This window comes from Aeromonas sp. QDB39, assembly GCF_027707585.1.
Classification (GTDB): Bacteria; Pseudomonadota; Gammaproteobacteria; order Enterobacterales; family Aeromonadaceae; genus Aeromonas; species Aeromonas hydrophila.
In genome coordinates, this window is record NZ_JAPCIV010000023.1 from 47,184 (window position 1) to 73,535 (window position 26,352).

Genomic DNA, 26,352 nt, shown 5'->3' on the forward strand with positions numbered 1-26,352 from the left:
GTTTTTTACAAACTTGGTGGTCGTTACTGGGATCGAACCAGTGACCCCCTCCTTGTAAGGGAGGTGCTCTCCCAGCTGAGCTAAACGACCTGGGAATTCTTGTGGCCAGATTGGTGGGTCGTGTAGGGATCGAACCTACGACCAATTGATTAAGAGTCAACTGCTCTACCGACTGAGCTAACGACCCACACCGACTTGCCTGGCACACTGCTTGCCTTGGCAAACAGTTTAAAACTGGTGGTCGCTACTGGGATCGAACCAGTGACCCCCTCCTTGTAAGGGAGGTGCTCTCCCAGCTGAGCTAAGCGACCTGGGAATGCTGTCTCCACCTGGTGGAGAGAATGGTGGGTCGTGCTGGATTCGAACCAGCGACCAATTGATTAAAAGTCAACTGCTCTACCGACTGAGCTAACGACCCTCACCACGACCAGAACCGACTGCAATACTGCACCGGCTCTGACGGCGGCCTATATTACGGATTTATCATCCTGGCGCAATAGAAAAATCTTAAATTCAATCTGTTTGTTCATTGCGCATACAAAGCGGGGCTGTATTTACAAGACTGTTACGAAAACAGTGACATGCAGCAATGTTACAGCTTGCTCAAACTCTGCTTGGCCAGTTGGGCCGGCGAGGTGTTGGGATAGCCCTTGATCACCTGCTCATAGAAGTTCTTCGCTTCCGCCTTCTTGCCGTCAAGCTGTGCCAGCATGCCCAGCTTCAACAGCGCATCGGCTCGCTTGGGCGACTTGCTGAACTTGGTTGCCACCGTGGTGAACTGGGCAGCAGCGCCGGTCCGGTCCCCCTTGTTGAACAACAGCTGACCCAGCCAGTAATGGGCATTGGGGACATAGCTCGAGCTTGGATACTGTTTGATGAACCCTTCGAAGGCGGGGATGGCCTTGTCGTAGTTCTTCTCCTTGAGCACCATGTTCACGGCCGCATCGTAGGCCTGGTTCTCATTCAGATTGGTCGAGTAGTTGGCCGCAGCAGCCGGTGTCGCGCTCGCAGCAGCGGCTGCCGGGGCTGCTGGCGTAGCAGCAGGCTGGCTGTTGGCCACCTTGTCGAGCTCCTGATAGAGCTGACGCTGACGCTCTTGCGACTGTTCCATCTGGTAGGTCTGCTGTTCCAGCTGACCGCGCAGCTCGGAGACTTCCCCCTGCAGGGAGTCGACCTGCTGCTGCAATTCAGCTTGCAGCCGCAGACGGGCATTGAGGGTGCGTTCCAGCAGGGCAACCCTGTCTTCCAGGCTGCCGGTGGGCACTATAGCGCCGTTGTTGCCGCTAAGGACAACACCGCCACCCGAGTCACCGCTCAGATCGCTGACGGGAGCCGCCGCCTGCGCATTCAGAGCAACCAATACGGCCAGCGCAACAACAGCTTGCTTGTACACAGATTTCATTCGGATCAAACCTTAGCGTTTAGGGCAAATAAAACGGCCAGCGCCATCGTCGCTCGCTTATGCAGATTTCATTCGGATCAAACCTTGGCGTTTAGTGCAAATAAAACGGCCATCGAAATGGCCGCTTGCATATAAACGAACTTCGTTCGGTTTAAACCTTAGTAAACCAGAACCGCACGGCGGTTTTTGGCAAAGGCATCCTCGGTGTGGGACATGTCCAGCGGCTTCTCTTCGCCATAGCTGACGATGGAGAGCTGCTCGGCCTGCACACCCAGGGTTTGCAGATACTTGGCAACGGCCTTGGCACGACGCTCGCCCAGGGCGATGTTGTACTCCGGAGTACCGCGCTCGTCGGCGTGACCTTCGATCAGGACTTTAACGCTCGGGCGCTCGCGCAGGTAGCTGGCGTGGGCATCCAGCAGATCAGCATACTGACCCTGGATATCGTAACCGTCGAACGGGAAGTAGATCACGTTGTCACGTTGCAGCGCTTCGAACTTCTGACGCATCTGCTCTTCCGGGGACAACATGCCGTTGGCGCCGCCGGTTTGTACACCGCCCATGCCGTCGGTCATACCTGACTCAGCGCCAGCGGCGTCAGAATCAGAAGAAGAGCTACAAGCGGCCAGGGTGAACAGTGGCAGTGCGATGGCCAAACCCTTGAGCAGTTTATTGAGTTGCATGCTATTTCCTTAAACCTTTATAACAAAACAAAAAACAATTGGATTTTTATCAATTCAAGAAGGGCGACCAAGCTGGTGCACGAATTTCACCGCTACTGGTCGGAAGCACAGCCTTGAAGCGACCATCAGTCGACACCAACGCGAGACTCTTACGACCCTGATAGATGGTGGCATAAATGATCATGCTGCCATTGGGAGCCACACTTGGCGACTCATCCAGCGCACTCTGGGTAAGGACCAGCAGGGCATTGTTTTCCATGTCCTGGCGGGCAATACGGTACTGCCCCTGAACACGAGTCACCATCACCATGATTTTGCCATCAGGAGTGATGGATGCGCCCTGGTTGGATTCACCTTCCCAAGTCATCCGGCGAGTCATACCAGTCGCCAAATTTACGCTATAAATCTGGGGTTTGCCACCACGTTCAGAGGTGAACAACAAATTTTGCCCGTCCGGCATCCAGGAGGGTTCGGTGTCGATCACCCGGCTGGTTGTGACGCGGGTCAGCTGCTTGCTAGCGACATCAACCACATAGAGGTTCGGTGAACCATCCTTGGAGAGAACGATAGCCAGACGACGACCATCCGGCGACCACTCAGGTGCACCGTTGATCCCGCGGAAACTGGTGATCAGGCTGCGCTGCTGGGTGTAGATATCCTGCACGTAGATCTCGGACTTCTGGTTCTCGAAACTCACGTAGGCCAGCTTGCTGCCATCCGGCGACCAGGCCGGGGACATCAGCGGCTCGCGGGAGCGCAGCAGGGTCTTCTCGTTGTAACCATCGTAGTCGGCGATGCGCAGCTGATACGGGAACTGGGTGCCCTGCTGGACGGAGACATAAGCCAGGCGGGTCAGGAAGGCCCCACGCTCGCCGGTCAGACGCTCATAGACGATGTCGGAGATGCGGTGAGCGAACTGACGCATCTGGGCGCCCGGGATGGTCGCCATGCGGCTGTCCAGGATGTAGCCGTTGCTCTCGCCACCTTGCGCCTTGGCCAGCTGGCCCTTCAGCACGTCGACCAGCTCGAAGTTGATCTTGTAGGTACCGTCACCGACAGCGGCAATGGAACCGACCACCACGGCCTCGACCCCTTGCGAAGCCCAGGGTGCAAAGTTGATTTCGCCGCTGGTGCTCGGCGTCTGCGGCATCTGGCCACGAGCCAGCGGCTTGAACTTGCCGCTACGCATCAGGTCGTTGGAGACCACTTCCGCGATGTCCTGCGGCAGCTGGCCATTGCCTTCCCACTTGAAGGGGGCGACCGCAATGGGTCGGGCACTGTCGATACCGCCAGTGATGACGATGTCCAAGGCCGCCTGGGCGCTCTGGCCCAGCAACAAACAGCCAACCAAAGCAAAAAACACTTTTCTTATCATGGCTTAAATACTCGGTTCCAAAAAAATGAGAGATTAACTTCCTTTCTCGGCAAGATGCTGCCAACCACGCTACACGATTTACCTTACCCAGGCCTTAGATGCTCGGTTCCAACTTGAGGTTGAACTCCTTCAACATCTCGAACGCCGCAGGATCCTTCGGCACCGGCAGTTGGTTGGCCTTCAATACGGCCGCCTTGCCGGAACGACATACCGCCGGGTCACCCTGGCCGTTATCTACCGAGATGACAAAGCCAGTGCTCGCAAGACGTACGCCGATAGTACATGTTTTGCCCCGCATGGTGGGATCCAAAATCATATATCGCTCAACAGTCGCCTTGATGAGTGCCGCGTATTTGTCGACCTCGCCCTGCGCTGCAGCAGATGCCGCCTGACTGCGGGCATTGGCCTCAGCCGCCAGCTGCTGCTGCATCATGTCTTCCATCTCTTTTTGCAGCTTGGCCTCCTCGGCCGCCTTGCGCTTGCGCTCTGCCGCGATCTTGGCCTGCTTGTCGGCCTCCGCCTTGGCTTTCTTCTCTGCGTCAGCTTTTGCCTTCTTGGCGGCCTCTTCCTTGGCCTCCTTGGCTTTCTTGTCGGCTTCCGCCTTGGCCTTTTTCTCGGCCTCCGCCTTGGCTTTCTTGTCCGCTTCGGCCTTGGCTTTCTTCTCAGCCTCCTGCTTGGCCTTCTTCTCGGCTTCCGCCTTCTTGGCTGCGTCCGCCTTGGCCTGCTTCTCTTCGGCCTCTTTCTTCTCTTGTTCCTTTTTCTTCTTCAGCGCCAGCGCCTTGCTCTCTTCTTCCGCGGCCTTGCGCTCGGCTTCCACCTTCTTGGCTTTCTGCTCTTCCAGCTTGCGGGCTTCCTCGGCCTTCTGGGCCTTCTCTTCCGCCTGCTTCTGCTCGGCTACCTTCTTCTGCTTTTCAGCCTCGGCCTTGCGGGTGGCCTCTTCGGCCTCCTTGCGCTTGGTCTCGGCGATACGCAGCCGCTCCTGCTGCTGGGCCAGCTCGCGCTTGGCGATGTCCGTGTCTTCCTTATCCTTCTCTTTCTCTACCTTCTGCGGCTTGGGCTGAGACTTCTGCTGCTGGATCTGCTTGGCCTGCTCGTTGAGGAAATTCTCGTCGAGCATGACGGCATTGACGATCTGCCCCTTCGACTCGGGTCGCTTCGGCTTGCTGAAGTCGAGCCCGACAAACAGGATGATGCCGATGATCAGGTGCAGCAGAAGCGACGCGATGAGATAACCGGAAATACCACGCTTCACATCCATCTCCGTCAGTTCACCGGATCCGTCATCAGGCCGACCTGAGGCACACCCGCTTTCTTGAGGGCCACCATCAGCAGGATCACCTCTTCGTAGCGCACCGACTTGTCGCCGGCGACCACCACGGGGGCGTTCTGGTTGATGGCCAGGTAACCCATGGCCTTCTCGGTGATGTATTGCTGCATCGCCTCGGGAGTACCGGCAGGCACCGGCTCGTCATCGGCCTCGCCGGCCTTGATGACGTACTCACCCTCGGTGTTGACGCTGACGATGAAGGGCGGCTTGGCATCTTCCGGCAACTGCTCGGATTCCGCCTGCGGCAGGTCAACCTTGACCCCTTGCGTGATCACGGGCGTCACCGCCATGAAGATGATAAGTAGCACCAGCATGACGTCGATATAGGGAACCACGTTGATCTCGGCCACCTTCTTGCGCCGGATCCGCTGATAGGTTTGCATTACTGATCACCCTGCTGCTGAGCAATTTGACGGTTCAGAATGGTGGTGAACTCGTCCATGAAGTTGGCGTAGGCGTTTTCCAGCCGCTCGACCTTGTTGGAGAAGCGGTTGTAGAAGATAACGGCCGGGATGGCGGCAAACAGACCCATGGCGGTGGCGATCAGCGCTTCCGCGATACCGGGTGCCACCATCTGCAGGGTGGCCTGCTGCACCTGACCCAGGGCGATAAAGGCGTTCATGATTCCCCAGACGGTACCAAACAGACCGATGTAGGGGCTGATGGAGCCGATGGTCGCCAGCACCGGCAGGTTGGATTCCAGTTCGTCCACGGCGCGGGAAAGAGAGACCCGCATGGCACGGTAAGTACCGTCCATCACTGCATCCTGACCACGGGCACCGGCCTTGAGCAGACGGGCGTACTCCTTGAAGCCGGAGTAGAAGATGTCTTCCATGCCTTCGATGTCGTCGCGACGAGAGGAGGACTCCTGGTAGAGACGATTCAGATCGACCCCGGACCAGAATCTGTCTTCAAATTGCTCCGATGCGAGATTGGCTGCCTTGATGGCCTTGGAACGCTGGATGATCAGCGCCCAGGAGACTACCGACATACCCATCAGGGTCATCATGACCAGTTTTACCAGCAGGCTGGCTTGCCAAAACAGGCCAATAAACGAAATTTCAGCGTGCACTTAACAGCACTCCCTTCACATTTTCAGGTATTGCAACAGGTTTCATATGCGGATGACTGACACAGGCTATCTGTACCATGGCCTGGGTGATCAGTCGTCCATCAGCCGCCAGTATCCGTTGTGAAAAACGCATGGAGGCGCGTTTCACTTCAGTCACTTGCGTTAATACAGTCAAAAGCTCATTAAATCGGGCCGCCGAGCGGAAATCGATCTCTGTTCGACTCACCACAAACGCGAACCCGTCGCGCAGCATGACATCCTGTTCGATGCCGCCGCAGCGCAGGAACTCGGTGCGAGCACGTTCCATAAACTTGAGATAATTGGCGTTGTAGACGATGCCCCCGGCATCGGTGTCTTCGTAGTAGACCCGTACCGGAAACTCAGAGACTTCCCCCATAACAATCTGTGATCCATTCGACAGTCAGATGGGGGGCTATCATAGCGCAGGGCTGAATAGGAAAGAAGCAGGGGGAAGCAGGGAAATCCTGCCTCCCCCCGTTTTTTATGAAAGGAAATAGCCTTGGGTCAACCAGAGCCCATATAACAAACTGGGCCAGGCGAGCCAGGGGCAAAACAGCACACGACCGATGAGGCTGCGGGGATGAAATCCCAGCCCGCGCATGACGCCGCAACAGACCGCCCACATCAGCCAGGGTGCGAGCCAGAGCCCGTGTTCACTGGTATTGGCGGCCACCAGGTTGGGAGCCTGTAAAATGGCGACGGCCAGCAGGGCCGCCGCCAACAGCATCAACCCCTGCCAGGGTTGGCGCTCCAATGGAGCGGCCAACCGGGCGAGTCGATCACTTGTTCTCATCGATCTGGCGATCCATGTTCTCGGTGTGCTCCAGCCAGAGCGCATTGATGATGCCGAATGCGCAAGCCAGCAACAGACCCAGGATCCAGGTGAAATACCACATATCAGGGCACCTTCTTAGTAGAGCGATTGTTGGTTGTCTTCGATGTGCTTGCTGGTCACCCGGCCGAACATCTTGATGTAGGTCCACAGGGTATAACCCAGCACAATCGGTACGAAGATGGCTGCCGCTACCGTCATCACCTTGAGGGTGTTGAAGGAGGCAGTGGCATCCCACATGGTCAGGCTCAGTGACGGCTCAAGACTGGAAGGCATCACGAACGGGAACATGGAGAAGCCCGCAGTCAGGATCACGCCGGCAACCGCCAGGGAGGAGGTAGTGAACGCCAGCCAGCCCTTGTTCAGTTTGGCGAACAGCGCGGTCAGCAGGCTCATGGCCAGACCCAGCACAGGTGCTGCAACCATCCAGGGATAGAGGCTGTAGTTGTTCATCCAGGCTCCGGCCTGACGCACCACTTCCTTGTTCATCGGATTGGAAACGGCATCGGTCGCGGCCGCCTTGACCACCACATAGCCTTCCATGCCGCTGACCCAGAAACCGGCCAGACCGAACAGCACCAGCGTCAGCAGCGAGCAGATCATGGCGGCAGTGCGGGAGCGGGCCAGCACTTCACCGTCGGTCTTCATCATCAGCCAGGTCGCACCCTGAGTGACCAGCATGAACAGGCTCACCAGGCCGGCCAGCAGGCCGAACGGATTGAGCAGACCGAAGAAGTTGCCGTGATAGGTCAGCATCATGAACTGGTTGAAGTCGAACGGTACGCCCTGCAGCAGGTTGCCGAATGCCACGCCAAACACGATGGGCGGCACCGCACTGCCGACAAACAGCGCCCAGTCCCAGTTGCTGCGCCACTTGGCGTCTTCACGCAGGGAGCGGTACTTGAAGCCGACCGGGCGGAAGAACAGGGCCATCAGCGTCAGGATCATGGCGATGTAGAAGCCGGAGAAGGCTGCGGCATAGACCATGGGCCAGGCGGCAAACAGGGCACCACCGGCAGTCACCAGCCATACCTGGTTGCCTTCCCAGTGCGGGCCCATGGTGTTGAGCATCACCCGACGCTCGACATCCTTCTTGCCGACGAAGGGGAGCAGTGCGCCCACCCCCATATCGAAGCCGTCGGTGATGGCGAAACCGATCAGCAAGACACCGACCAGCACCCACCAGACCAGACGCAACATTTCGTAATCAAACATGGGTTACTCTCCTTATGCCTTGCTCTGTTCGAAGTGGTACTTGCCCGTCTTCAGGCTGCTTGGGCCCAGACGCGCGTACTTGAACATCAGGTACATCTCGATGATCAGCAGTACGGTATAGAACAGGCAGATCCCGATCAGGGAGAACCAGATCTCGGACGCCGGCACATTGGATGCAGAGACGGAGGTCGGCAGCACTTCGGCGATGGTCCAGGGCTGACGGCCATACTCAGCGACGAACCAACCACACTCGATGGCGATCCAGGGCAAGGGGATACCGTACAGCAGCGCCTTGAGCAGCCATTTGCGCTCGCCGATCTTGTGACGGGTGCTGTCATAGAAGGCCAGACCGATCAGCAGCAGCATCAGCATGCCGCAGGCAACCATGATGCGGAAGGCAAAGAACAGCGGCGCAACCTGCGGGATGGAGTCATCCACGGCAGCCTTAATCTGTTCGTCGGTGGCATCGGTGACGTTGTTGGTGTAGCGCTTGAGCAGCAGACCGTAGCCCAGATCCTGCTTCACTTCATCGAAGCGGGCACGGGTATCGTCGGACTTGTCGCCGGATTGCAGCTTGGTCAGCAGGTCGTAGGCGGTCATGCCGTTGCGCACGCGCAGCTCATGCTCGCTCTTCAGATCCTTGAGGCCGGTGACCTGACCATCCAGGGAACGGGTGGCGATGATGCCGAGCGCATAGGGGATCTTGATGGCGTAGTCGGTGCGCATCTCTTCCTGATTCGGAATACCGAACAGGGTAAAGGAGGCAGGTGCCGGCTCGGTGTTCCACTCGGCCTCGATGGCCGCCAGTTTCACCTTCTGCACTTCACCGGTCTCGTAACCGGACTCGTCACCGAGGATCAGCACGGAGAGGATGGAAGCCATGCCGAAAGCGGCTGCAATGGCGAAGGAGCGACGGGCAAAGGCCACATCACGATTCTTCAGCAGGTAGTAGGAAGAGATACCCAGCACGAACATGGCGCCCGTGGTGTAGCCGGCCGCGACGGTATGCACGAACTTGACCTGGGCAACCGGGTTGAACACCAGCTCGGCGAAGCTCACCATCTCCATCCGCATGGATTCAAAGTTGAACTCGGCACCGACCGGGTTTTGCATCCAGCCGTTGGCCACCAGGATCCAGAGGGCGGAGAGGTTGGTCCCGAGTGCCATCAGCCAGGTCGCAGCCAGGTGCTGACGCTTGGAGAGACGATCCCAACCGAAGAAGAACATACCGACGAAGGTGGATTCCAGGAAGAAGGCCATCAAGCCTTCGATGGCCAGCGGGGCCCCGAAGATATCGCCGACGTAGTGGGAGTAGTATGCCCAGTTGGTACCGAACTGAAACTCCATGGTCAGCCCTGTGGTGACCCCAAGGGCAAAGTTGATACCAAACAACTTGCCCCAGAACTTGGTCATGTCCCGGTAGACAGGGTTGTTGGTCATCACATAGACAGACTCCATGATCGCCAGAATGAAGGCCATTCCGAGCGTCAGGGGCACAAACAGGAAGTGATAAAGGGCCGTCGCAGCGAATTGGAACCGCGATAGGTCTACCACATGCTCAGCAATCATGATGTTTCCTCACCGATTATTGGCACGGCTATTTTAAGTTTTAAGGACAAAGCTTCCGTTGGAAGTCCCCGAATTATCGGTCATGTTCCAGTTTTGCACTGACGACCGGATTCGACTGCCACCACATTAACAACAAGGCAATAATAGGGAACAAAAAAAGCTAATGTTTAACAATTACAAAACAATCCAGCTTGCTTTATTCCCGCCCATAATGACCTGCGTTTTATATCACCTTTATTTGATTGAAATCAATGTAAAACCATCATGAATACATGCCTTTTAAAGGCATTTTCACGACCAATGAGATTTATTTTAGAGAGCTGCGTCACAAAAAAACAAAGATCGCAAATCATTGATTTAAATCAAATTTATATTTATCACCAATTAGTAATGGTTCTGTTAAAAAACAACTGGCAAGGTCGTTTTCATAATGTTTCCCGTGGCTGTGCCGGGTCCGAATAAAACTAATTAAAAACCACTAAAAACGCATGTTCATGCTAATTCCACAAGCCGGCAAAATGATTAGTTAATCTAATCTGAGATAGGTAATTTTTCTTGTTTGTCCGAGTCCGATAGAGCTCCTACAATGCGCCTCGCAGTGAGGGCATACCCTTGGATACAGGCCGGTCAATCTGGGTTCCCGGTACGTATTCGATGAACATTTCGAACCTGTTTATTGGAATCAAAGATGAAAAAGTTTGTTGCTAAAACCATCCGTTACTACAAGCTTTCGTTCGTGCAGCTCTATCAAATGAACCGACTCTGAGGCCTCGCGACGGCTCCTCTGTTTTTTTTACCGGTCTGTCTCCAGACGCACTCACTGTCTGTGAACATCCATCCTGAATTGTCTTTGCCCACCGCATCCGCAGTGGGCTTTTTTTTTGCCCGGATAACAAAAAACCGCCTCTGGCGGCGGTTTTTTGGTCAATCAGCTATTTTCACCCTTCATCTGGCCGTTGCAGGCCAAAATGCGCATAAGCTCTTGGTGTCGCGATCCGCCCTCTGGGTGTACGTTGCAGATAGCCCTGCTGGATCAGATAAGGCTCGAGTACATCCTCGATAGTGTCCTTCTCCTCCCCGATGGCAGCCGCCAGGTTGTCGAGCCCCACCGGCCCGCCCAGAAACTTGTCTATCACAGCCAACAATAACTTGCGGTCCATGAAGTCGAAGCCTTCATTATCCACGTCCAGCATGTCCATGGCTCGGGCCGCTATGGGTCCATCGATGCGGCCATCAGATTTCACCTGGGCAAAATCGCGCACCCGGCGCAACAAACGGTTAGCAATTCGCGGCGTACCGCGCGAACGACGCGCCACCTCCAGTGCACCGTCTTCCGTCATATCGAGCCCGAGGCAACGGGCGCTGCGCGCGACGATGTCGGTCAGATCCTTGACGTTGTAGAACTCGAGCCGTTGCACTATGCCAAAACGATCCCGCAGCGGACTGGTGAGGGAGCCAGCCCGGGTAGTGGCACCGATCAGGGTGAAGGGGGGCAGATCGAGCTTGATGGAACGGGCGGCGGGCCCCTCCCCGATCATGATGTCGAGCTGGTAATCCTCCATCGCCGGGTAGAGCACCTCCTCCACCACCGGACTGAGGCGGTGGATCTCGTCGATGAACAGCACGTCGTTTGGTTCGAGGTTGGTGAGCAGTGCCGCCAGATCGCCGGCCTTCTCCAGCACCGGGCCGGAAGTGGTCTTGATGTTGACCCCCATCTCGTTGGCCACGATGTTGGCCAGCGTCGTCTTGCCAAGCCCCGGCGGGCCGAAGATCAACAGGTGATCGAGCGCCTCGCCACGCTGGCGCGCCGCCGCAATGAAGATCTCCATCTGCTCGCAGACGGGATCCTGACCGGTGTAATCGGCCAGCAGCTTGGGCCGGATGGCCCGATCGATGACTTCCTCTTCTCGCCCGCCGGAGGCGGAGATGAGACGATCCGCTTCAATCATTGTCTACCTCACACCAGGCTGCGCAGTGCTTCACGGATGATATCTTCCACCGACATGCCATCGGCAGCGACCTTGCTGACGATCTGGCTGGCCTGCTGCGGCTTGTAGCCGAGCGCCACCAGCGCGCTGGCCGCCTCTTCGCTCGAATCCGGCGCCCGCAGGGCACTCTCTCTGGCAGGCAGGGTGATCTCGGCCGGCGAGAACAGATCGTGGCTGACCCAGCCCTTGAGCCTGTCCTTCATCTCCACCACCAGCCGCTCGGCGGTCTTCTTGCCCACCCCCGGCAACTTGACCAGGGAGCTTATCTCTTCGCGCTCGACGCTCAGCACGAACTGGGTGGCGGTCATGCCGGAGAGGATGGCCAGCGCCAACTTGGGACCGACCCCGTTGGTCTTGATCAGTTCGCGAAACAACGCCCGTTCCTGCTTGTGGTTGAAGCCATAGAGCAGCTGGGCATCTTCCCGCACCACGAAGTGGGTGTGGATGGTCGCCTCCTTGCCGATCTCGGGCAGATCATAGAAGCAGCTCATGGGCATCTGTACCTCATAGCCCACGCCCCCGACCTCCAGCAGTACCTCGGGGGGTTGTTTCTCAATGACTACGCCTCTCAAGCGACCAATCACGGCAATCTCCTCACCAAACCAGCTATCTGTAAATTGGCTCATAGCATAAAGAATAACTGGATAAGTATCCAGCATAGGGCGGTGAGGATCGGGGCGGATTCTCGGCACGTTCGCCCGTTGCCAGCCATGCTTGGATCCAGGCATGGCAACAACTTTATTTTTCATCGGGAATGGCGGATTCCAGCCATTGATAAAACACTGAATTGGGTTTGTTCGGAGCCAAGGAAGGTCCTGTATCATGAAAATTGTCACCACATCGAATCTCGGGCTGACCATTCTGCTCAGCTGCACGCTGGGGATGGGCATCGTCGGCTGGTATGGCAGCCAGCGACTGGCCGACCTGCTCTCCTATGTATTGGGCGCCGCCTGGCAGACTGCCGACGGCGCCATGGAAGGGTCCATCGAGCTAGGCAACCAGTCGCTCTACATCCAGAAGATGCTCAGAGGCATGCCGCTCGACGAGCCGGAACTGCAACGCGCCAGAGCGGCCACCGCCGATGCCATGCGCCGGGTGGGGGAAGGCCGGCTGATCGACGCCACCGCCATCGGCACGATGGAGCAGCAGCATCTGGCCTATCAGCAGCAACAGGAGCAGTTGCTGGCACTCTACCGGGCCTTTACCAGCGTCGATCAGGCGCTGCGCGCCAGCTCGGAGCGCATGTCCCGCCTCTCCACCCAGCTTGAGGTGGTGGGGGACGGCGCGGTCGAGAGCCTGACCCAGTCGCCGGATCAGGCCATCAGCTGGAATGGTGGTCTGGCTACCCGCTGGCATGCCGCCGATGGCGGCATGGAGGCCAACATCGGCTTCCTGCGCCAGCTCTATGCACTGGAGAAGATGCAGAGCGAGGGGCCGACTCCAGCCATCCAGGCCGAGATGAAGGAGGCAACCCGCTTCTATCAAGAGGCAGTCGACGCCATGCTGGGCAGTGGCATGTTTGATGTGCCCGGCGAAGGAGAATTTGCCGGCCAGTCGCTGGCAATCCAGTACCGCACCTTGCAAACCGAGGTGCAGCGGCTGATGGTGCAGTGGATGGCGGCACTGAGCGAGTATCAGGGTCAACTGGTCAACTATGAACGCAGTGCCGACCAGCTCAAGCAGCAACTGGTCGAGGTCGAAGCCAAGGGGGACGCCACGGTCGAGGATCAGGTGAACCAGCTCAACAGCATCATCAGCCACACCAAGAACCTGCTGCTGGGGGGTCTGCTGTTGAGCCTGCTGCTCGTGACCCTGTGCGGCTTCTGGCTGGTGCGCACCATCGTCAAACCCCTGCTGCAGGTCAATCAACGCATGCAGGATATCGCGGCAGGAGAAGGGGACCTCAATGCCCGCATCAATCTCAAGCGCGACGACGAGATTGGCTCGCTGGCCGGCAGCGTGGATCGCTTCATCGAGAAACTGCAGAAGATGATCAGCTCCACCATGGACAACAACCAGCACATCAGCGAGCACGTCCACACCTCGGTCAACCGGGTCGAAGCCATCAGCCAGAGCAGCCGCCAGACCGCCGAACACGCCCAGGCACTGCACCACGACAGCGAGCAGATGGTCCAGGTCGCCACCTCCATCTCGGACAACTGCAGCCTGGCGGCGCAAAACGCCAACGAGGTACGCCAGCTCACCGCCGAGAGCAGCCAATACGTGACTTCCGCCAGCAACGGCATGCAGCGGGTAGTGGTGGAAGTGGGCGAGTGCGCCAACGCCATCAACGCCCTCAAGGAACAGGCCAGCCAGATTGGCCAGATCATCTCCACCATCAGCAGCATTTCGGAACAGACCAACCTGCTGGCGCTCAATGCCGCCATCGAGGCGGCCCGGGCCGGTGAAATGGGCCGCGGCTTTGCCGTGGTGGCCGACGAGGTGCGCACCCTGGCCAATCGTACCGCCTCCTCCAGCGCCGAAATAACCGAGGTGATCAACAACATCCAGCAACAGACCGAGAAAGCCTATCTGATGATGCAACGCAATCTGAAGACGGTGGAATCCGGCATGGAAGACTCTGACAACACCAGGCAGATCCTGTTCAAGGTGGAAGAGGCCATCGACCATCTGGCGGACATGGTGCAACAGGTGGCGGATGCCACCGGCCAGCTCTCCCATACCCTCAGCCACACCTCGGACAAGGTCTCCGGCATCAGCCTGCAGGCCCAGACCGGCGAGCAGGAGGCGCAGGAGTGCCTGCAGCTCGCCTCCTCCCTGCATCAGGCCAGCCTGCTGCAACAGCGCCTGCTATCGCAATTTCGGGTCTGACCAACGCGGGGGCTATGTCCCCGCTTTCTCCCGTCGTACGAATTTAGCCCTTGGGCCGCAGGGTCCGGCCTGTTAAAATTCCGCTCTTGAAATTATCCAGGGCCCAGCCGCCCGTCTTAGCTAAGGTCTACCGCGATGCGTACCAGCCAATATCTGCTTTCCACTCTCAAGGAAACCCCGTCCGATGCCGAGATCGTCAGCCACCAGCTGATGCTGCGCGCCGGCATGATCCGCAAACTGGCCTCCGGCATGTATGCCTGGCTGCCGTCCGGTCTGCGGGTTCTGAAAAAAATCGAGAACATTGTTCGCGAAGAGATGAACAATGCTGGTGCCATCGAAGTCTCCATGCCGGTGGTGCAACCCGCCGAGCTGTGGCAGGAGTCCGGCCGCTGGGATGACTACGGTCCCGAGCTGTGCCGTCTGACCGACCGCCACAACCGTCCCTTCGTGCTGGGTCCGACCCACGAAGAGGTGATCACCTCGCTGGTGCGTTACGAAGTGAACAGCTACAAGCAGCTGCCGCTCAACCTCTACCAGATCCAGACCAAGTTCCGCGATGAAGTACGTCCCCGCTTCGGCGTGATGCGCGGTCGCGAATTCCTGATGAAGGACGCCTACTCCTTCCACATCGACAAGGCTTCGCTGATCGAAACCTACGAGCGGATGCACGCCGCCTACTGCGCCGCCTTCACCCGCATGGGGCTGAACTTCCGTCCGGTGCAAGCCGATACCGGCTCCATCGGTGGTACCGGCTCCCACGAATTCCAGGTGCTGGCCGAGAGCGGTGAAGACTTGATCGCCTTCTCCGACAGCTCCGATTACGCCGCCAACATCGAGATGGCCGAAGCGCTGGCACCGGCTGGCGAGCGTGCTGCCGCCACCGCGGCCCTGACCAAGGTCGCCACCCCGGCCGTCCACACCATCATTGATGTGGCCGCCTTCCTGAACGTGACGCCGAGCGCCATCGCCAAGACCCTGCTGGTGCTGGGCGAAGAGGACGAGCACGGTAAACAGGCCGTCATCGCCCTGGTCCTGCGTGGCGACCACGAGCTGAACGAAATCAAGGCCGAGAAGCTGGCAGGCGTTGCCAACCCGCTGACCTTCGCCAACGACGAGCAGATCAAGGCAGCTGCCGGTTGCGACGCAGGCTCCATCGGCCCGGTCGGCTTTGCCGGTCGCATCATCGCCGATCGCAGCGCCGCCCATCTGGCGGACTTCGTCTGTGGCGCCAACGAGACCGGCTTCCACCTGACCGGTGCCAACTGGGATCGCGACATCGCTACCTATGAAGTGGCCGACCTGCGCAACGTGGTAGAAGGCGACCCGAGCCCGTGCGGCCAGGGCAAGCTGCTGCTCAAGCGCGGCATCGAAGTAGGCCATATCTTCCAGCTGGGTACCAAGTACTCCGAAGCCATGAAGGCGAGCGTACTGAACGAGGGCGGCAAGTCCGTCACCATGGAGATGGGTTGCTACGGTATCGGGGTTTCCCGCCTGGTAGCTGCCGCCATCGAGCAGAACAACGACCAGTACGGCATCATCTGGCCGGAAGCCATCGCCCCGTTCGAAGTGGCCATCGTGCCGATGAACATGCACAAGTCCGAGCGCGTGGCCGAGCAGGCACAGCAGTTCTACACCGAGCTGAAAGCCGCCGGTGTGGATGTGCTGTTCGATGACCGTAAAGAGCGCCCGGGCGTGATGTTCGCCGACATGGAGCTGCTGGGTGTGCCGCATGCCATCGTCATCGGCGATCGCGGTCTGGACAACGGCGTGGTGGAGTACAAGTGCCGCCGCACCGGCGAGAAGCAGGAAGTGGCGATCAGCGAGATCGTTGCCCTGCTCAAGGCCAAGCTGGGCCGCTAATTACGCCCCTAGCCACCATAAAAAAGCGCGCCATTAGGCGCGCTTTTTGTTTTCTGCCGCAGGGCAGAGGCGAGGCTGGCCGCAACTAGTTGCGGCCGATGAAGAGATCGGTCACATGGCAGCTGCTTCTGGCTTCCAGCGCATCCAGCATGTAGGCGGCGGCGTCTTCCGGGGTCATGAAGCCGCTGCTGTCCACGTGATCCGAGTTGTCCCAGAATTCACTGCGGATCCCGCTCGGATAGAGGTTCACCAGCCGCAGCGGCGAGCCTTTCAGCTCGGCCCGCAACGACTCCAGAAAACCACGCATGCCCCACTTGGAGGCGCAGTAGAGGCTCTCGTTGGCCTTGCCCACCTGGGCGGCGGAGGAGAGCACGTTGGCCAGCACACCGCCCTTGTCGCCGATGAGGCGCACCGTCTGCTGGGCCACCAGAATGGTGGAGATGAGATTGCTCTCCACCACCCGGCGGATCTGCTCGGCGGTATAGACGCCGACCGGGCCGAACTCGCCCACACCGGCGCAGTGCAGCACCAGCTCGGGCAGGCCGCCCCACTCCACCGCAGCGGCGAACGCCACGTCCACTTCCTCGTGGTGTGCCAGATCGGCGGCGATGCCGATCACCGCCTTGCCGAGCAACTCCTCCTGCTCCTGCAGCCTCTGATAACGACGCCCCATCATGGAGACCTGATGACCGCGTTCAACCAGGCCTATGGTGAGCGCCCGGCCCAGACCGGACCCCGCCCCCGTCACTATGATATGACCCATGCTCTTTCCTCGTCGGATGCCGCCATCGGGATGATGGGGACATCGTCATCAGCAGTTGCCGGAATTAGAAGGTGAATTCGCCGCCGATGAACCAGCCGTCGACCCGCTGGTCAACGCGATCGAAGTCCATGCTCGCATCACGCCAGCCGGCACGCACCTTGAGCGGTACGGTCGCGAACTTGTAGGAGCCACCCAGACGGTAGTCGTAGTTGTCGGCATCCTGCACGCGGGCATCGCCGAAGGCGGCAAAGCCGGTACCCGGGATGCGCACTTCGGCGCCGGTGTAGGCCATCAGCACGTCCTTGTCATAGGAGTAGTGCTGGGTGTTGAAATCGCCATCGTAGCGACGACCGGTCAGACCCAGATCGATCTGGAACAGGTCGTTGTTGAACAGGCGATAGTAGAGGCTCAGGTCATAAGCCATCAGATCGTTGTTGAGGGCGCCGCCGCTGGTACCGAAATCGGAGATCTCGAACTTGGCGTTGGGCAGCAGGATGATGCCGTGCTCCAGTTGCAGGTAGCCGCTCCAGTTGTAGTTCTCGTCGTAGCTGCCGTTGGCCCCGACACCGTTGATCTGGCCGCTGCCCTGAGCATTCCATACATCGGTACCAGCAGCGAAACGCCAGTCATCGGCAGCCATGGCTGCCTGGCTGAACAGGGCCAGTACGCAACCGGCAATCAAGGTCTTCTTCATCACGTCACTCTCTATCTATGGACTGGAAAGGCCATCATTTTACCCAGTGCGACGGGAATACACAGTGTAAAAAACTGAACAAGCGTCCATTAATGTCAGTGCTGCATGCCAGCCATGGGTTCAATCGGCTTCACCGGCAGGCTCAACTCCAGCTTCTGGCCATCATCCATGGTCAATGTCAGCGGGAAAGGGGTGCCCTGAGAGAGCTCGCGCACCTCGAACAGCATGATGTGAAAGCTGCCGGGTTTGAGCGCCACTTCCCCCTTGGCCGGCACCTCAATGCTCTCGACCTGACGCATCTTCATCACACCGTTCTCGTGCAGATGGGTGTGCAGCTCGGCCCGGCCCACCTCGGGCGAGGCGGCAGCCACCAGCTTGACCGGCTGATCGGCATCATTCTTCAGCACCAGAAAGGCGGCGGTGTTGGGCGAGCCCGGCGGCAGCAGGCGCACATAGCCGTCGACGGCCTCGACCTTGGCCAGAGCGGGAGCAGCCAGCCCCAGGGCCAGCAGGGAATAGAACGCACGTTTAAACATGGTTGAAATCCTTTTATGATGTTGTTAAACGCCGCAAAGATTATCGTAGCAGTAAGCTTTTGACAGCCAGCAATAACAAGGATTTAGACATGGACCCCATTATCATTGTCGAGCAGCAGGATGGCTTGCTCACCCTGACCCTCAATCGTCACGACAAGCGCAATGCCCTCAATACCGCCATGTATCGTGCGCTCACCGACGCCTTGCGACAAGCGACGGAAGATGACGCCATCCATGCCCTGCTCATCCAGGGGCAGAGCGACTGCTTTACCGCCGGTAATGACCTGGCCGACTTCGTGGGGAAAGAGACCCTGGAGGCGGACGATCCCATCTTGCAGTTCCTCCACACCCTGGCCGACTTCCCGAAGCCGGTGATCGCCGCGGTCGGCGGTGCGGCGGTGGGCATCGGCACCACCCTGCTGCTGCACTGCGATCTGGTCTATCTGGCCGACAATGCCCGCCTGCAACTGCCCTTTGTCGAGCTGGGGCTGGTGCCGGAGTTTGCCTCCAGCCTGTTGCTGCCGCGCAGTGTGGGTCACTTGAAGGCGGCGGAGCTGTTGCTACTGGCCGAAGCCATCGATGCCGACGAGGCACTGCAGCTGGGGCTAGCCAACCGGGTGCTGGCGGCCGAAGCCCTGCTCCCCTTTGCCCGGGAGCAGGGTTTGAAGCTGGCGGCCAAGGCGCCGAAGGCGCTGCAAAAGAGCAAGGCGCTGCTCAAGCAGGAGCTCAGGCAGGCGGTGCACTTCGTCATCGATCTGGAGGCACGCGCCTTCTCCCTCGCCCTGCTGGGGGAAGAGGCACAAACGCGGATCGCCCAGCGCCTCAAAGGCCGTAAATGATCCTCAGTTGAGGCGAAAACGGCCGATCAGCTCGCAGCCCTGCACCTGATCCTGCAGCTGGATCAAGCGGGCGATGTCGGGATTGGGGTGGCGCTTGAGGAAAGAGAGCAGCGCCGCCCGACAGCAACCCAGTTCGCTGATGAGGGATTCGCACTCCTGGTTCGGACACTGGGGCACCAACGCCGTCACCAGCTCGGAGGCCAGCTTGAGGTAGCGCAACTCATAGGCCGGCTCCTCCATGGCGCGCCAGAAGTCGGCCAGCCGGTGGCAGGTCGCCACCCGCATGCTGGCCAACTCGTCCAGCTCACCGTCACTCAGTTCGTATACCTCGGCGAGGGCCTGCTGATAGAGGCAGATGGCGGTGCCGAGCGCGCCCGCGCCCAGTGCGTTTTCAGCCTCCAGCATGTAACGCTGCCAGATTTGATGGGTCATGCCGATCTCCCAAGTTGATGGGTGGGACTTTTATCATGCCCAGTTGAGAATGAATATCAACCCGATATTTCGTGCAGGTTTTGACCAGATAACGATGCTTGGCTTGGCCCCCATCCCCATATGACTTACCATGCCGATCCACTCTTCAGGAACCGCACACTCCATGCTGCGACCCCGTTTACCCCAGGATCTGGGCTGCTCGACCCTGTGCGTGCCCCGCCTGCTGGTCTGGATCTATTAGCTGCGCTCCTCGCGTCATCCATCCTATCCATTTGAACGAGGAGACAACCATGAAACCCTGCCAACACTGGTCGCAGGTCGAGTACCTACACCTGACGGTGAGCAACCCCAACATCCACCTGAAGGGGTGCCACAGCTACTATTCCGGCGCCTGGGACGGCCCGTTTGAAGAGGCCGCCGTGCGCTATCTGCACGGTGACAGTTTCAGCCGCAGCCCGGAGACCGGCTGGGAGCCGCTCTGGCACATCGATCAGCTGCATATCGGCGACTATGTGCAGATAGCCGCCGGGGTGAAGATCCTGATGGGCGGCAACCACACCCACAATGCCGACTTCATCAGCACCTATCCGTTTGCCGCTCTCGATGCCCTCCAGCGCAGCTATCGCCCTGCCGGCGACACCCGCATCGGCAACGACGTCTGGATCGGCATGGACGCCATGATCATGCCGGGAGTCACCCTCGGCGACGGGGCCATCATAGCGGCGCGCGCCCTGGTCAATCAGGATGTGCCGCCCTATGCCATGGTGGCCGGCACGCCGGCCAAGGTTATCAGGATGCGCTTTGCTGAGGAGGAGATCGCCCGCTTGCAGGCGCTGGCCTGGTGGGAATGGCCGGATGCCCAGGTGCAGGCCTTGCTGCCGCTGATCCAGCAAGGCGAAGTGGCCCTGCTGGAACAGGCCGCCGCGCACTGGCAGCAGGCCCGGCAGCCATCATGACGAAGCGGGGGGCATAGGCCCCCCGCAGTTGTTTTGGCAGCGACTATCCGCTCAGTTGCCGCTGCGCGACTGATTGACTCGGCACTGCTTGCCCGGATAACCGGGCAGATCCGCCGCCTTGCTGCTGCATGCCAGCCGTTTGGCCTGATAGAGGCGATCCGCCAGGTTGGCACTGTCGACCGGCAACCAGTCCATCTGCTGGCCGAGCCAGCTGGCCCAGGCAAACTCGACGAAGTAGACCTGCTCTCGCTTGTCGAAATAGCCCGCATCCTGCAGCAGGCCGGCCACCGTCCGATAGGGGTAATCCGGCAGTTCGCCGATGTGGGCTGGCAGTTGCTGCGGCGTCAGTGCACCGCCCTTTTCATCCTTGAGCCAGGCCCAGTGGTTGCACTGCATCTGGCTCCAGAAGTTCTCCTTGTCCTGCAACCTGGCGATCACCTTGACCCGCACCTGCTTCACGCCAGACTGCCACAGCGCCTTGGTCAGATGGTGCCTGTCCACCAGCCAGTAACCGCCATCGGGCGCAATGACGATGGGGATCTCTTTCTTTTTCATCAACTTGTCGAGCTGCTTTGCGCTCTTGCCCGCCAGCTCGGCCTGGGTGTTGTCGACCTGGATCTGGCCCACGCCGCCCTGGGTCGGATGCAGCTGATCTATGTTCACCTCGCACCAGCTACCAACCTGGCTCTCGCGCTCACACGGCGCCAGCGCCCAGGCCCCTTGACTGATGGCCAGGGCCAACAGGATCCATGTTCTCATTGCTCACTCCTCTGCCCGAATGGCGGGTCAAATAAGATGCCGGGGAGCCCCCTCATCCAAGGGACTCATACTGGCGGTCTGACCAGCAAACGGGATATCATGATTTCCCGTCTGTCGGCGATCACTTCTCGCCGAGTTTTCACCCCGCTTCACACTATTTGAAGGATCAACCATGAAAGGATGGAGTCCCCTGCTGGCCCTGCTGGGCTGCGCCTGTGTCCAGGCTGCCGATGTTCCACCCGGCACCCAGCTCGCCGCCGAACAGGCCGTCGTGCGTCATCTGAAAGACGAGCCCGCGAGCCTGAGCCCGCTCAAGCTGGTCGGCCTGCCCGAGTTGCAGGTACTGCGGGATCTCTACGAGGGGCTGCTGACCCAGGGACCGGACGGCAAGGTACAGCCCGGGGTCGCCGCCAGCTGGGACAACCAGGGCAATCAGCGCTTCACCTTCCATCTGCGCCCGGACGCCCGCTGGTCCAACGGCGATCCCGTGCAGGCCGCCGACTTCGTCTACGGCTGGCGCAAACTGGTCGATCCCAAAGAAGCCGCCACCTTTGCCTGGTTCGCTCAGCTGGCTCGCTTCGACAAGGTGGATGAGATCGTGGCCGGCAAGCTGCCCCCCGCAGAGCTCGGGGTGAAGGCCCTCGACCAGCATACCCTGCAGGTGACCCTCTCCCAGCCGGTGCCCTACTTCCTGAGCCTGCTGACCCACGCCAGCCTGTCTCCACTGCATCGTGCCAGCATGGAGCAATACGGCAACCAGTGGACCCAGCCCGGCAAGCTGGTCGGCAACGGTGCCTTCGTGCTGAGTCACCGGGTGGTGAACGAGAAGCTGGAGCTGACCCCCAACCCCTACTACTGGGATCGCGCCCATACCGTGCTGACCAAGGTCACCTTCGTGCCCATCAACCAGGAGAGCGCGGCCACCAACCGCTACCTGGCCGGCGACCTGCACATCACCGAATCCTTCCCCAAGGAGCAGTATCACAAACTGATGCAGCAGATCCCGGGCGAGGTCTATACCCCGGATCAGCTCGGCACCTACTACTACGCCTTCAATACCCAGCGCGCCCCCCTCAACGACGTGCGGGTGCGCAAGGCGCTCTCCTACACCATTGACCGGGGCCTCATCGCCAGCAAGATCCTGGGCACCGGAGAAAAACCGGCCTATCACTTCACCCCGGACGTGGTTGCCGGCTTCGAGCCCAAGGCCAACCTGCTCTCCAGCAGCAGTCAGCAGGAGCTGGACGACAAGGCCAGAGCCCTGCTCAAGGCGGCGGGCTACGGCCCGGCCAACCCGCTCAAGCTGACCCTGCTCTACAACACGGCCGAGGTACACAAGAAGATGGCGCTGGCCATCGCCAACCTGTGGAAACAGAAGCTGGGAGCCCGGGTCGAGCTCACCAATCAGGAGTGGAAAACCTATCTCGACAGCCGCCAGAGCGGCCAGTTCGAGGTGATCCGCTCCTCCTGGGTGGCCGACTACAATGACCCGTCCGCCTTCCTCGGCCTGTGGGGCTCCCACCACAGCGGCAACATGGCCCGCTTCGCCAACGCCGGCTACGATGCCCTGCTGGCCAAGGCTGCCAACAGCCAGGATCCCCGTGAACGGGCCCGCCTGTTCGATGAGGCCGAAACCATACTGCAGGACGAGGCGCCCATCACCCCCATCTATCAGTACACCAACGCCCGGCTGATCAAGCCCTGGCTCAAGGGCTATCCCATCAACAATCCGGAAGACGTGGCCTACAGCCGCCAGCTCTACCTCGTCAAGCACTGACCCTGTGGGGGCCGACCATGCCGGCTCCCTCTCTTCCCCTGTTCATGCTCAAGTTTTCGGCATAGAATGCCGCCCTTTCAGACAACCCTCCCTCAGTCACCGATGTTGTTATGCGCTATTTATTGATCATCGCCCTGCTGGCGGCCCTGCCCGCCCAGGCGGCCAGCGAGGCACAGTGCCGCCAGGCCTTCACCGAGTGGATGCTGGCCCAGCACAAGCAGTTCAGCGACCGCAAGGCCAGCAAGATGGAGCGGCGCAGCGCGGAGCGGGCCATCGATCAGGTGCGCAGCGAGTTCTCGAAGCGGGAGAGCTTCTGTCAGGCCATGGAGTGGGTGGAACACAACCGGGATCAGGATCCCCGCTTCACCCCGCGGATCGGGGAGATCCACGACTTCACCCCGCCGGCCGACTCGCCGTCATGAAAAAAGCCCCGAACCTGCGTTCGGGGCTTTTTCTGGGCATGACAGGTACCGATATCAATCGACGTAGAAGGTCTGCTGGAAAGTCAGCGTCTGCTGCTGCCCCTCCCCCATGATCTTCAGGGTGAACTGGTAGGTATCCTCGTTGCGATAGGGCAGCACCGCCAGATAGTAGATGGCATCCCCCTCCTTGACCTCCTGGAAGCTCAGGTTGCGGATGGTGCCGGTGAGGTTCTTGGCCTCGCCGCTGATCCCCACCGCCTGGGCGACCCCCTGCTTGTTCTGCACCGCGATGTTGACGATGCCGTTGTAGCGGCTGCGCTCCAGGCCATAGGCCTTGGCCACCTCGGGAGTGAGGAAGCTGGAGTTGAAGGCGCTGTAGTGCACCTGCCAGGGGCCCAGCTCCTTCATCTGTTCGGCCCGCAGGGGCAAGGTCAGCAGCAGTGCCAGCAGGCAGCTTATCCAGGCTGTTTTCATGGTGTCATCCTTCTCGTGTTAACCCTGATTGTCCAGCAGGGCACTGACCTCGGCGGGGATCTGCCTGGGCGCCTCGATGGCGACCGTCTTGTGCCGTCCCAGCTCCCCCCGCACGATGCGAACCTGCCCCTTGGCCACCTTGAACTGCTTGGCCAGATACTTGATCAAGTGGCTGTTGGCCTGGCCATCCACCGGCGGCGCCGTGATGGCCACTTTCAACTCTTCTCCATGCAATCCGACGATCTGATCCCGACTCGCCTTGGGCTGGATCATCAGATGCATTATCAGCTCATCCCCTTCCCGCAGGACGGCTGCCATCAAATCATCCACCACAGCTGGCCGAACAGATCACCCAACAGATAGTTTATGGCCTGCAGCCCGATAAAGGCGACCAGCACGGAGAGATCCAGCCCGCCCAGTGCCGGCAGAATGCGGCGGATGGGGGCCAGGAAGGGCTCGGTCAGCTGGTGCATCACGTATTCGATGGGGTTACGACCCTGGCTGACCCAGCTCAGGATGGCGCGGATCAGCAACACCCAGAAGATCATGGAGCCGGCCTTCTTCAGCACAGTCAGCCCGGCAAACAGGCTGAGGGTGAGCCAGTCGGCCAGCAGCACGTTCATGCTCTTGAGCAGCGCCAGTTTGGCGAAGGCGATGATGATGGCCAGCAGCACAGAGGCCATGTCGAGCCCGCCAAACCCGGGAATGACCCGGCGCAGCGGCACCACCAGCGGATTGGTCAGCTTGACCACCATCTGGCTCATGGGGTTGTAGAAGTCTGCGCGGGCCCACTGCAGCCAGACGCGCAACAGCACCACCATGAGATAGAGGTCAAAAATCGTGTTAATCAGAAAGTAAGCAGTGTTCATCTGGGCTCCAGGTTGAGACAGAGAGTAAGAGAAATCGGGTTCAGAACAGGGTTTCCATTTCGCCGGCCCGGGCAACGGCCGCCTGCATGGCGTGTGCCGTCAGCGGCATCAGTCCCTGCTGCTGGAAAGTCTTGATCGCCTCGGCGGTGGTGCCGCCCTTGCTGGTCACCTGCTCGCGCAGGGCCTGCAGCGACAGCTCGGGATTCTGCTCGACCATGGCGGCCGCCCCAAGGGCAGTCTGCTGCACCAGCAGGCGGGCCTGCTCGGGGGAGAAGCCCATGGCCTCGGCCTCCTCGGCGATGGCCTGCATGAACAGGAAGAAGTAGGCAGGTGCACTGCCGGCCGCGGCGATGACGCCGTTGATGGCTGACTCCTGCTCCACCCACAGGGTTTTGCCCACCGCCTGCATCATCTGCTCGGCCAGCTCCCGGTCAGCCTTATCGATGCCGGGCGGGGCGTACAGCCCGGTCATGCCCAGCCCCAGCAGAGAGGGGGTGTTCGGCATGGTGCGGATGATCCGGCCGTGGCCGCCCGCCATCTCGGCCAGCCGCGCCACCTTGATGCCGGCAGCGATGGAGATGAGCAGCTTGCCCTCCAGCGTGCCCAGCTGTGCCACCAGCGCGCTCAGCATGGCGGCCATCAGCTGCGGCTTGACCGCCAGCACGATCACCTCCGCCGCCCGGGCCGCCTCGGCGTTGTCCTGGGTGATGCGGATGCCATAGTCGTTGGCCAGCGCATCCAGCTTGGGCCGACTGGGGTTGGCTGCGATGATCCGGTCGGCCGGATAGCCCGCCTGAACCAGGCCGGCAATGATACTGCGGCTCATGTTGCCCGCCCCGATAAAGGCGAGGATTCTATGCTGCATCAAACGCTCCTGTTACCTGAAAAAAGCACTGCCCGATGCATCGCATCCCGGGCCTTGCTCATGAATAGTCGCGGGCACCGAAGATGGCGGTACCGACCCGCACCATGGTGCTGCCGTGGCCGATCGCCAGTTCGAGATCCTCGGTCATCCCCATCGAGAGGGTATCGACACCCGGGTATTGTTGCGCAAGCTCGGTGAACAGAGTCTGCATGCGCACCATCTGGGCGGCCAGCACCGCCTCGTCGCTGGTGTGCTCCGGAATCGCCATCAGGCCGCGCAGCCGCAGCCGTTCACAGCGGGAGACCAGTTCGGCCAGGCGGAAAATCTCTTGCTCCGACGTTCCGGATTTGCTGCTCTCTCCGCTAATATTGATTTGCAGACAGACATTTAGCGGCGCGAGCCCGCTCGGGCGCTGGTTGTTCAGGCGTTCGATCAGCTTCTCTCTGTCCACGCTCTGCACCCAGTCGAAACGCTCGGCCACCAGCCTGGACTTGTTCGATTGCAGCGGGCCGATAAAGTGCCACTCGATGTCTGCACAGATCCCTTGCTCACGCAGGGTATCTATCTTGGTCGCCGCTTCCTGGGCGTAGGATTCGCCAAAGCGGCGCTGACCGGCGGCATAGGCCTCGCAAACGGCCTCCAGCGGTTTGGTCTTGCTGACCGCCAGCAGTTGGATGTGATCGCGGCTTCGGCCCGCGCGACTGGCGGCTTGTACAATACGTTCCTTGACCTGAAGCAGGTGCTCGGCAATCTGGTTCATGTTTCGTTAGTGATCTTGTGATGGGAGAAT

The 26,352-nt window shown here is 59.8% G+C and carries 29 protein-coding genes and 4 tRNA genes; 6 read left to right on the forward strand and 27 right to left on the reverse strand.

Features of this window, described 5'->3' with window-relative positions:
• Positions 1-14: 14 nt before the first annotated feature.
• The 17 genes from PG899_RS14660 to ruvA all read right to left on the reverse strand — a co-directional run bounded on the left by PG899_RS14660 (position 15) and on the right by ruvA (position 12,068).
• Positions 15-90, reverse strand: a tRNA-Val gene (locus PG899_RS14660).
• Positions 91-111: 21 nt separating this feature from the next.
• A tRNA-Lys gene (locus tag PG899_RS14665) sits at positions 112-187 on the reverse strand.
• A 48-nt stretch (positions 188-235) separates the two neighbouring features.
• Positions 236-311 (reverse strand) — tRNA-Val (locus PG899_RS14670).
• A 31-nt stretch (positions 312-342) separates the two neighbouring features.
• Positions 343-418 (reverse strand) — tRNA-Lys (locus PG899_RS14675).
• A 174-nt stretch (positions 419-592) separates the two neighbouring features.
• Positions 593-1,402 carry a tol-pal system protein YbgF gene (gene ybgF, locus PG899_RS14680; protein WP_024945827.1) on the reverse strand — a complete coding sequence of 270 codons (810 nt, stop codon included), beginning with the start codon at positions 1,400-1,402 and terminating at the stop codon, positions 593-595.
• Between the two features lie 158 nt (positions 1,403-1,560).
• Positions 1,561-2,085, reverse strand: a complete 525-nt coding sequence (pal, locus tag PG899_RS14685) for a peptidoglycan-associated lipoprotein Pal (protein WP_005304908.1) — start codon at positions 2,083-2,085, stop codon at positions 1,561-1,563.
• Between the two features lie 49 nt (positions 2,086-2,134).
• Positions 2,135-3,460, reverse strand: a complete 1,326-nt coding sequence (gene tolB, locus PG899_RS14690) for a Tol-Pal system beta propeller repeat protein TolB (RefSeq protein ID WP_011707363.1) — start codon at positions 3,458-3,460, stop codon at positions 2,135-2,137.
• A 94-nt stretch (positions 3,461-3,554) separates the two neighbouring features.
• Positions 3,555-4,718 carry a cell envelope integrity protein TolA gene (gene tolA / locus PG899_RS14695; protein ID WP_011707364.1) on the reverse strand — a complete coding sequence of 388 codons (1,164 nt, stop codon included), beginning with the start codon at positions 4,716-4,718 and terminating at the stop codon, positions 3,555-3,557.
• Positions 4,719-4,723: 5 nt separating this feature from the next.
• Positions 4,724-5,170, reverse strand: coding sequence for a protein TolR (gene tolR / locus PG899_RS14700; protein WP_011707365.1), 447 nt, complete (start codon positions 5,168-5,170; stop codon positions 4,724-4,726).
• Positions 5,170-5,859: a protein TolQ gene (tolQ, locus tag PG899_RS14705; RefSeq protein ID WP_011707366.1), complete on the reverse strand. Its 690-nt coding sequence runs from the start codon at positions 5,857-5,859 to the stop codon at positions 5,170-5,172. Before tolQ ends, tolR begins: the two co-directional genes overlap by 1 nt.
• Entirely contained in the window at positions 5,849-6,256 is a 408-nt protein-coding gene (gene ybgC, locus PG899_RS14710; RefSeq protein WP_011707367.1) for a tol-pal system-associated acyl-CoA thioesterase, read from the reverse strand. The genes tolQ and ybgC overlap by 11 nt, the downstream gene beginning before the upstream one ends.
• 105 nt (positions 6,257-6,361) lie before the next feature.
• Complete coding sequence (locus PG899_RS14715; protein WP_077098181.1) at positions 6,362-6,673, reverse strand: cyd operon YbgE family protein; 312 nt, start codon at positions 6,671-6,673, stop codon at positions 6,362-6,364.
• Positions 6,660-6,776, reverse strand: coding sequence for a cytochrome bd-I oxidase subunit CydX (cydX, locus tag PG899_RS14720; protein ID WP_005304933.1), 117 nt, complete (start codon positions 6,774-6,776; stop codon positions 6,660-6,662). Before cydX ends, PG899_RS14715 begins: the two co-directional genes overlap by 14 nt.
• A 14-nt stretch (positions 6,777-6,790) precedes the next feature.
• Positions 6,791-7,927, reverse strand: coding sequence for a cytochrome d ubiquinol oxidase subunit II (gene cydB, locus PG899_RS14725; RefSeq protein WP_011707369.1), 1,137 nt, complete (start codon positions 7,925-7,927; stop codon positions 6,791-6,793).
• Positions 7,928-7,939: 12 nt separating this feature from the next.
• Entirely contained in the window at positions 7,940-9,496 is a 1,557-nt protein-coding gene (gene cydA / locus PG899_RS14730; RefSeq protein ID WP_011707370.1) for a cytochrome ubiquinol oxidase subunit I, read from the reverse strand.
• Between the two features lie 938 nt (positions 9,497-10,434).
• The gene (ruvB, locus tag PG899_RS14735; RefSeq protein ID WP_011707371.1) at positions 10,435-11,445 is read right to left on the reverse strand and encodes a Holliday junction branch migration DNA helicase RuvB; all 1,011 of its coding nucleotides are present in this window, start codon (positions 11,443-11,445) and stop codon (positions 10,435-10,437) included.
• 8 nt (positions 11,446-11,453) lie between these two features.
• Positions 11,454-12,068 (reverse strand): Holliday junction branch migration protein RuvA, encoded by a 615-nt coding sequence (gene ruvA / locus PG899_RS14740; protein WP_011707372.1) that lies wholly within the window; start codon positions 12,066-12,068, stop codon positions 11,454-11,456.
• Positions 12,069-12,306: 238 nt separating this feature from the next.
• Here ruvA and PG899_RS14745 point away from each other — a divergent pair, with 238 nt between their 5' ends.
• A complete protein-coding gene (locus tag PG899_RS14745; protein WP_077095134.1) occupies positions 12,307-14,316 on the forward strand; it encodes a methyl-accepting chemotaxis protein in 2,010 nt (669 codons plus the stop codon).
• Positions 14,317-14,451: 135 nt separating this feature from the next.
• Entirely contained in the window at positions 14,452-16,176 is a 1,725-nt protein-coding gene (locus PG899_RS14750; RefSeq protein ID WP_270697456.1) for a proline--tRNA ligase, read from the forward strand.
• Between the two features lie 85 nt (positions 16,177-16,261).
• Here PG899_RS14750 and PG899_RS14755 read toward each other — a convergent pair whose 3' ends face one another.
• The 3 genes from PG899_RS14755 to PG899_RS14765 form a co-directional block, all read right to left on the reverse strand.
• Positions 16,262-16,939, reverse strand: a complete 678-nt coding sequence (locus PG899_RS14755; RefSeq protein WP_011707375.1) for an SDR family oxidoreductase — start codon at positions 16,937-16,939, stop codon at positions 16,262-16,264.
• A gap of 64 nt (positions 16,940-17,003) precedes the next feature.
• Positions 17,004-17,633: a TIGR04219 family outer membrane beta-barrel protein gene (locus PG899_RS14760; protein ID WP_011707376.1), complete on the reverse strand. Its 630-nt coding sequence runs from the start codon at positions 17,631-17,633 to the stop codon at positions 17,004-17,006.
• A 95-nt stretch (positions 17,634-17,728) separates the two neighbouring features.
• Positions 17,729-18,169, reverse strand: coding sequence for a copper chaperone PCu(A)C (locus PG899_RS14765; RefSeq protein WP_011707377.1), 441 nt, complete (start codon positions 18,167-18,169; stop codon positions 17,729-17,731).
• 89 nt (positions 18,170-18,258) lie between these two features.
• Here PG899_RS14765 and PG899_RS14770 point away from each other — a divergent pair, with 89 nt between their 5' ends.
• Positions 18,259-19,008, forward strand: a complete 750-nt coding sequence (locus tag PG899_RS14770; RefSeq protein WP_179101285.1) for an enoyl-CoA hydratase-related protein — start codon at positions 18,259-18,261, stop codon at positions 19,006-19,008.
• A 3-nt stretch (positions 19,009-19,011) separates the two neighbouring features.
• On the opposite strand, the gene PG899_RS14775 is transcribed toward PG899_RS14770, so the two are convergent.
• Positions 19,012-19,440, reverse strand: a complete 429-nt coding sequence (locus PG899_RS14775) for a DUF2753 domain-containing protein (protein WP_011707379.1) — start codon at positions 19,438-19,440, stop codon at positions 19,012-19,014.
• Positions 19,441-19,730: 290 nt separating this feature from the next.
• Between PG899_RS14775 and PG899_RS14780 the strand changes: the two genes are divergently transcribed.
• Positions 19,731-20,396, forward strand: coding sequence for a CatB-related O-acetyltransferase (locus tag PG899_RS14780; protein WP_077095137.1), 666 nt, complete (start codon positions 19,731-19,733; stop codon positions 20,394-20,396).
• 51 nt (positions 20,397-20,447) lie between these two features.
• Here PG899_RS14780 and PG899_RS14785 read toward each other — a convergent pair whose 3' ends face one another.
• A complete protein-coding gene (locus PG899_RS14785) occupies positions 20,448-21,155 on the reverse strand; it encodes a ParB-like protein (RefSeq protein ID WP_011707381.1) in 708 nt (235 codons plus the stop codon).
• A 172-nt stretch (positions 21,156-21,327) separates the two neighbouring features.
• On the opposite strand from PG899_RS14785, the gene PG899_RS14790 reads away from it, so the two are divergent.
• Complete coding sequence (locus PG899_RS14790; protein ID WP_270697457.1) at positions 21,328-22,932, forward strand: peptide ABC transporter substrate-binding protein; 1,605 nt, start codon at positions 21,328-21,330, stop codon at positions 22,930-22,932.
• Positions 22,933-23,042: 110 nt separating this feature from the next.
• Complete coding sequence (locus tag PG899_RS14795; RefSeq protein WP_039213697.1) at positions 23,043-23,354, forward strand: hypothetical protein; 312 nt, start codon at positions 23,043-23,045, stop codon at positions 23,352-23,354.
• 54 nt (positions 23,355-23,408) lie between these two features.
• Here PG899_RS14795 and PG899_RS14800 read toward each other — a convergent pair whose 3' ends face one another.
• Genes PG899_RS14800 through PG899_RS14820 form a run of 5 tightly spaced genes read right to left on the reverse strand, consistent with a single transcriptional unit; the run spans position 23,409 to position 26,322 of the window.
• Positions 23,409-23,828: a DUF4426 domain-containing protein gene (locus tag PG899_RS14800; RefSeq protein ID WP_011707384.1), complete on the reverse strand. Its 420-nt coding sequence runs from the start codon at positions 23,826-23,828 to the stop codon at positions 23,409-23,411.
• An 18-nt stretch (positions 23,829-23,846) separates the two neighbouring features.
• Positions 23,847-24,146 carry a DUF167 family protein YggU gene (yggU, locus tag PG899_RS14805; protein ID WP_011707385.1) on the reverse strand — a complete coding sequence of 100 codons (300 nt, stop codon included), beginning with the start codon at positions 24,144-24,146 and terminating at the stop codon, positions 23,847-23,849.
• A complete protein-coding gene (locus tag PG899_RS14810; RefSeq protein WP_016351969.1) occupies positions 24,146-24,697 on the reverse strand; it encodes a YggT family protein in 552 nt (183 codons plus the stop codon). Before PG899_RS14810 ends, yggU begins: the two co-directional genes overlap by 1 nt.
• 40 nt (positions 24,698-24,737) lie before the next feature.
• A complete protein-coding gene (gene proC / locus PG899_RS14815; protein WP_077095139.1) occupies positions 24,738-25,562 on the reverse strand; it encodes a pyrroline-5-carboxylate reductase in 825 nt (274 codons plus the stop codon).
• A gap of 58 nt (positions 25,563-25,620) precedes the next feature.
• Positions 25,621-26,322, reverse strand: a complete 702-nt coding sequence (locus tag PG899_RS14820) for a YggS family pyridoxal phosphate-dependent enzyme (protein WP_077095140.1) — start codon at positions 26,320-26,322, stop codon at positions 25,621-25,623.
• Positions 26,323-26,352: the final 30 nt, after the last annotated feature.

Coding starts and splice junctions, on each gene's coding strand:
- PG899_RS14775 (WP_011707379.1), bottom strand. CDS start 19,440: ATGACCCATCAAATCTGGCAGCGTTACATGCTGGAGGCTGAAAACGCA.
- PG899_RS14715 (WP_077098181.1), bottom strand. CDS start 6,673: ATGAGAACAAGTGATCGACTCGCCCGGTTGGCCGCTCCATTGGAGCGC.
- cydX (WP_005304933.1), bottom strand. CDS start 6,776: ATGTGGTATTTCACCTGGATCCTGGGTCTGTTGCTGGCTTGCGCATTC.
- PG899_RS14745 (WP_077095134.1), top strand. CDS start 12,307: ATGAAAATTGTCACCACATCGAATCTCGGGCTGACCATTCTGCTCAGC.
- tolA (WP_011707364.1), bottom strand. CDS start 4,718: ATGGATGTGAAGCGTGGTATTTCCGGTTATCTCATCGCGTCGCTTCTG.
- PG899_RS14755 (WP_011707375.1), bottom strand. CDS start 16,939: ATGGGTCATATCATAGTGACGGGGGCGGGGTCCGGTCTGGGCCGGGCG.
- ybgC (WP_011707367.1), bottom strand. CDS start 6,256: ATGGGGGAAGTCTCTGAGTTTCCGGTACGGGTCTACTACGAAGACACC.
- pal (WP_005304908.1), bottom strand. CDS start 2,085: ATGCAACTCAATAAACTGCTCAAGGGTTTGGCCATCGCACTGCCACTG.
- PG899_RS14765 (WP_011707377.1), bottom strand. CDS start 18,169: ATGTTTAAACGTGCGTTCTATTCCCTGCTGGCCCTGGGGCTGGCTGCT.
- PG899_RS14785 (WP_011707381.1), bottom strand. CDS start 21,155: ATGAGAACATGGATCCTGTTGGCCCTGGCCATCAGTCAAGGGGCCTGG.
- ybgF (WP_024945827.1), bottom strand. CDS start 1,402: ATGAAATCTGTGTACAAGCAAGCTGTTGTTGCGCTGGCCGTATTGGTT.
- PG899_RS14810 (WP_016351969.1), bottom strand. CDS start 24,697: ATGAACACTGCTTACTTTCTGATTAACACGATTTTTGACCTCTATCTC.
- PG899_RS14750 (WP_270697456.1), top strand. CDS start 14,452: ATGCGTACCAGCCAATATCTGCTTTCCACTCTCAAGGAAACCCCGTCC.
- yggU (WP_011707385.1), bottom strand. CDS start 24,146: ATGGCAGCCGTCCTGCGGGAAGGGGATGAGCTGATAATGCATCTGATG.
- PG899_RS14770 (WP_179101285.1), top strand. CDS start 18,259: ATGGACCCCATTATCATTGTCGAGCAGCAGGATGGCTTGCTCACCCTG.
- PG899_RS14795 (WP_039213697.1), top strand. CDS start 23,043: ATGCGCTATTTATTGATCATCGCCCTGCTGGCGGCCCTGCCCGCCCAG.
- cydA (WP_011707370.1), bottom strand. CDS start 9,496: ATGATTGCTGAGCATGTGGTAGACCTATCGCGGTTCCAATTCGCTGCG.
- PG899_RS14820 (WP_077095140.1), bottom strand. CDS start 26,322: ATGAACCAGATTGCCGAGCACCTGCTTCAGGTCAAGGAACGTATTGTA.
- ruvB (WP_011707371.1), bottom strand. CDS start 11,445: ATGATTGAAGCGGATCGTCTCATCTCCGCCTCCGGCGGGCGAGAAGAG.
- tolR (WP_011707365.1), bottom strand. CDS start 5,170: ATGCAAACCTATCAGCGGATCCGGCGCAAGAAGGTGGCCGAGATCAAC.
- tolB (WP_011707363.1), bottom strand. CDS start 3,460: ATGATAAGAAAAGTGTTTTTTGCTTTGGTTGGCTGTTTGTTGCTGGGC.
- proC (WP_077095139.1), bottom strand. CDS start 25,562: ATGCAGCATAGAATCCTCGCCTTTATCGGGGCGGGCAACATGAGCCGC.
- PG899_RS14780 (WP_077095137.1), top strand. CDS start 19,731: ATGAAACCCTGCCAACACTGGTCGCAGGTCGAGTACCTACACCTGACG.
- PG899_RS14760 (WP_011707376.1), bottom strand. CDS start 17,633: ATGAAGAAGACCTTGATTGCCGGTTGCGTACTGGCCCTGTTCAGCCAG.
- PG899_RS14800 (WP_011707384.1), bottom strand. CDS start 23,828: ATGAAAACAGCCTGGATAAGCTGCCTGCTGGCACTGCTGCTGACCTTG.
- PG899_RS14790 (WP_270697457.1), top strand. CDS start 21,328: ATGAAAGGATGGAGTCCCCTGCTGGCCCTGCTGGGCTGCGCCTGTGTC.
- cydB (WP_011707369.1), bottom strand. CDS start 7,927: ATGTTTGATTACGAAATGTTGCGTCTGGTCTGGTGGGTGCTGGTCGGT.